The organism is Acidovorax sp. KPB24-03 (assembly GCF_057546605.1).
The window spans coordinates 1-4,309 of sequence record NZ_BAAJYR010000301.1 but is presented as its reverse complement, the minus strand read 5'-3'; the positions used below and the strand labels follow the sequence as shown (position 1 = coordinate 4,309).

Annotated in this window: 4 protein-coding genes; all 4 read right to left on the bottom strand. The window is 66.2% G+C overall.

What is annotated here, in order from left to right; translation table 11 throughout:
* Positions 1 to 1,359 (bottom strand): polyhydroxyalkanoate depolymerase (locus AC27KI_RS19620; RefSeq protein WP_487115369.1); only part of this gene is annotated, 1,359 nt, incomplete at its 3' end.
* Between the two features lie 214 nt (positions 1,360 to 1,573).
* Complete coding sequence (locus tag AC27KI_RS19615; RefSeq protein ID WP_487115373.1) at positions 1,574 to 2,644, bottom strand: GTP pyrophosphokinase; 1,071 nt, start codon at positions 2,642 to 2,644, stop codon at positions 1,574 to 1,576.
* A 126-nt stretch (positions 2,645 to 2,770) separates the two neighbouring features.
* Positions 2,771 to 3,766: a tRNA dihydrouridine(20/20a) synthase DusA gene (gene dusA, locus AC27KI_RS19610; protein WP_487115371.1), complete on the bottom strand. Its 996-nt coding sequence runs from the start codon at positions 3,764 to 3,766 to the stop codon at positions 2,771 to 2,773.
* A gap of 208 nt (positions 3,767 to 3,974) precedes the next feature.
* Positions 3,975 to 4,309, bottom strand: a 335-nt coding sequence (locus AC27KI_RS19605) for an Lrp/AsnC ligand binding domain-containing protein (RefSeq protein ID WP_487115367.1), incomplete at its 5' end; no start/stop codon positions are given.

Here is a 4,309-nt window from a genome sequence, read left to right as displayed (position 1 = left end):
GGCTGTGTCCGCGTGCACGGCCGCCGCAGCACCGGTGCGGCGGCGCGGTGCGTCGTCGCTGGGCAGGGGCGTGGTGCCGGTGTCGGCCGCGTGGGCGGGCTCATGGGCCAGGATGAAGTCGCGCACCTGGGGGTACACCAGCTCACGCCAGCGGCGGCCGCTGAAGATGCCGTAGTGGCCCGCGCCCTTCACTTCGTAGTGGCTGCGGTTCTTCTGGGCGATGCCGGTGCACAGGCTGTGCGCGGCCTCGGTCTGGCCGGAGCCGGAGATGTCGTCCAGCTCGCCTTCGACGGTGAGCAGCGCAGTGGTGTGGATGTCCTGCGGGCGCACGCGCTCGGGCTGGCCTTCAGGGGCGCGCACATCCCAGGTGCCGTGCACGAGGCTGTAGTCCTGGAAGACGGTCTTGATGGTTTCCAGGTAATAGTCCGCATCCATGTCCAGCACGGCGTTGTATTCGTCGTAGAACTTGCGGTGGGCCTCGGCGCTGGCGTCGTCGCCCTTGATGAGGTCCTTGAAATAGTCATAGTGGCTGGTGGCGTGGCGGTCGGGGTTCATCGCCACGAAGCCGGTGTGCTGCAGGAAGCCGGGGTACACGCGCCGGCCCGCGCCGGGGAAGCTGTCGGGCACGCGGTAGATCACGTTGTTCTCGAACCACTCGTAGCTGCGGTTCGTGGCCAGGTTGTTCACCGCGGTGGGGGATTTGCGCGCGTCGATGGGCCCGCCCATCATGGTCATGGACAGCGGGGTGGTCTCGCCGCGGCTGGCCATGAGCGACACGGCGGCCAGCACCGGCACCGTGGGCTGGCACACGCTGACCACGTGGCAGTTGCCGTAGCGCGACTGCAGGTGGCGGATGAACTCCTGCACGTAGTTCACGTAGTCATCCAGATGGAAGGCACCGTCGGCCAGCGGCACGAGGCGGGCATTCTTCCAGTCAGTGATGTAGACCTTGTGGCCCTGCAGCATGGTGCGCACGGTGTCGCGCAGCAGCGTGGCGTAGTGGCCCGACAATGGCGCCACGATCAGCACGGCGGGCTGCTGCTTGATGTGGGTGAGGGTGGCGGGGTCGTCCGAGAAGCGCTTGAAGCGGCGCAACTCGCAAAAGGGCTTGTCGATCTCCACCCGTTCGTGGATGGCGACATCGGTGCCCTCCACGCTGACGGTGTGGATGCCGAACACCGGCTTCTCGTAATCCTTGCCCAGGCGGTACAGCAGGTCATAGCCCGCGGACATGCGCTGGGCGAAGACCGTCTGGCTGAAGGGCGAAACGGGGTTGCTGTAGAGCTTGGAGGCGGTCTGGGCAAAGTCCGCGAACGGCTCCATGAGCGAACGCTGGGTTTCGTAGATGTTGTAAAGCATTTGGCGCGAAACTCCGGATATGTTGCAGTGCAATATAGCAGCACAACGCAACCCCTGTATGGCGTGAAAGTACTGACAACGAGTCACCTATGCGACAAATGGAAACAATTGTCACGTGACGGAAGGCTGTTTGTTTGCTATTAAAAATATAGCACTATGCCCTAGTGATGATTGCGCTGAGGGCTGTTTTAGTGGTCGGTGCCTGAACGTGCCGTCAGGCCTGTTCTTTCAGCCATGCCTCGAACGCCTCGCGCGAACTGTTGCGCAATGCCCGTCGGAACGTGGTGCGGTCGCCCAGGTAAAGGCAGTGGCGGATGACCGTGTAGGCGTTGAAGCTGCCCTGCGGGTTGTGGTCTTCGAAGTGCTGCTTGTAGCGTTTTACGGTGCCGATGGTGGCGCGCATCAGGGTGTTGAAGCGGGCCCGGGTGATGGTGGGCGACCATGCGCGGATGTCGTCCACGAACAAGTCCACCTTGTGCGGCTCGAAGTCCTGGTCCTTGAAGAAGTGGTTCGCGATCTTGAGGAACGTGAACGCATTGAGCTCGCTGCCCGGCGCCTGCGCCTTCTCGGCGGGGGCTGACTCCAGGTCGGTGTCGTCGTCGGGCTCGGCGGTTTCGTCGGGTGCCTGCCGCAGTTCGGCCTCGGTCGCGTCGCGGATCTGCAGGAACTCGCGGTCGGCCAGCTCGAACAGGGCCGACAGCACGTTGATGCGCCGCTTGAGCTGCCCGGGGATCGATTTCTTGTACTTGATCTTGTGGTCCAGCACGCTCCAGGAGTCCTGGATGATCGTGCGCACCTGCAGCTCGAACGGCTGGTGGGCATAGGCCGCGTGTTCGGCCAGGGCTGCCTGGGTCGGCGTCAGCCGCAGGTCCAGGTGCAGGCCCTTGTAGCCGAAGGAGTCCTCGGTGCTCTCCACCGCCGTCACCTTGTCGGTCACATCGATCACGTCGAAGTGCGATCGCACGGCCTGCGCCACCCTTTCCAGCTCGTCCTCGTACAGGCACACCACCCGCACGCCGATCAGGTCGGTGATGTAGGGGCGGATTTCGTAGGGGGTGTTGCTTTCCTCCAGCGCCGCGCGGTACTTGCGCGAGAACTTGTTCACGCATTCGCGGCGGTCCTTCACGCGCCCCTCGACCTTGGTGATGTCCAGGTGGGGCGTGCGCGAGAGGATGGCCTGCAGCAGCGCCATATAGGAGGCGCAGGCGTACTGCAGCGCAGGCAGTTCCTGGGCATAGGCGGCTTCGAAGCCTTTTTCTTCCCGGGAGAAATCGAGCGAGGGCATGGGCAAAAAGAAACGGTGCTTGAGGGCGATGGCCTCCATGGCGGGCCAGCGTCCGAGCCGCCATCGTAGTCCAACTGCATTGCCCGGGCCCGGTGCCCGGAACGGCGCCGGCCGTGCCGGCCGGATTTACCGTGTGGCCACCAGTTCGGCTGAGGTGTTCAGGGCGGCCGGGGCGTCGGAAGGCGCGCCGCGCTGCGGCGCCTGCGCGAGGGCCATCACCTCGTGCGCGGGCAGGCCCTTCAGCCGGTGGTCGCTCCACACCTGCCGCCAGCGACGCGCGCCCGGCAGGCCGTGGCGCAGCCCCAGCATGTGGCGGGCGATCGAATACCAGTGGGTGCCATGCAGCGCTGCCTCGCGTGCCATGTAGTCCACCATCGCGGCCTCGACCCCCTCGCGCGTGAGGGCGTTGTCGGCGGCGCCGAAGTAGAGCGCGTCCCAGCGCGCGAGCCACCAGGGGTTGTGGTACGCCTCGCGCCCCACCATGGCGCCATCGACCCGGCCCAGCGCATCGGCCACGGCCTCGTCGGTGGCCAGGCCGCCGTTCAAGGCGATGGTGAGGTGCGGAAAATCGGCCTTCAGCCGCTGCACCACGTCGTAGCGCAGCGGCGGGATCTCGCGGTTTTCCTTGGGCGACAGGCCCTTGAGCCAGGCGTTGCGCGCATGGACGATGAACACGTTGCAGCCCGCATCCGCCACGGTGCCGATGAAGTCGCGCACCAAGCCGTAGTCTTCGCTCTGGTCGATGCCGATGCGGTGCTTGACCGTGACCGGCACATCCACCACATCGACCATGGCCTTCACGCCGTCGGCCACCAGTTGCGGCTCGTTCATCAGGCAGGCGCCGAAAGCGCCGCGCTGCACGCGCTCGCTGGGGCAGCCGCAGTTGAGGTTGATCTCTCCGTAGCCCCATTGCGCACCCAGCCGCGCGGCCTGGGCCAGATCGGCCGGCTCGCTGCCGCCCAGTTGCAGGGCCACCGGGTGCTCCTCGGCGTTGAAGCGCAGGTGCCGCTCGACGTCGCCATGGATCAGCGCGCCGGTCGTCACCATCTCGGTGTAGAGCAGCGCATGGCGGCTCAGCAGGCGGTGCAGGTAGCGGCAGTGGCGGTCGGTCCAGTCCATCATGGGCGCGACGGACAGGCGCCAGGGACTGTAGGGAGCGGTGGACATGGGCACGGACAGAAAAAGCGGCAGGCAGGGGAGACAGGGCTGGGGGAAGGGCAGGGCGCATTATCCCATCGGACCGGGGAAGACGGATTCGAAGGGAAATGCGCCCATGCCGGCGGATTGATTGCCTGTGTTGCTATGCAATCAGGAGCAAACGGCAGCACCTTCAGTCGCTGGCGCCCCGCCGGTCGATCTTGCGGCTGAGCACGATGCTGGTCTGCGTCTGGTGCACGCCCTCCAGCTGGCCGATGCGGTCGAGCAGCGCATCGAGCTGTTCATGGCTGGTGCAGCGCAGAAACACGAGGTAGTCGAACGCACCGCTCACGGCCGAGACCTCTTCCACCTCCGGCAGCGCACCGAGCATGCGCAGCACCGCCGGCGAGGCCTTGGGCAGCACGCTCAGGCTGCACCAGGCGCGCACGGCCTGCGCCTGGGCGTGCTGGTGCGCCAGCTGCCCGGCAGCGCCGTGCTGCGTGTGTACAGCCAGGCCCGGCCCTCGGC

Coding starts and splice junctions, on each gene's coding strand:
- dusA (WP_487115371.1), bottom strand. CDS start 3,766: ATGATGGACTGGACCGACCGCCACTGCCGCTACCTGCACCGCCTGCTG.
- AC27KI_RS19615 (WP_487115373.1), bottom strand. CDS start 2,644: ATGCCCTCGCTCGATTTCTCCCGGGAAGAAAAAGGCTTCGAAGCCGCC.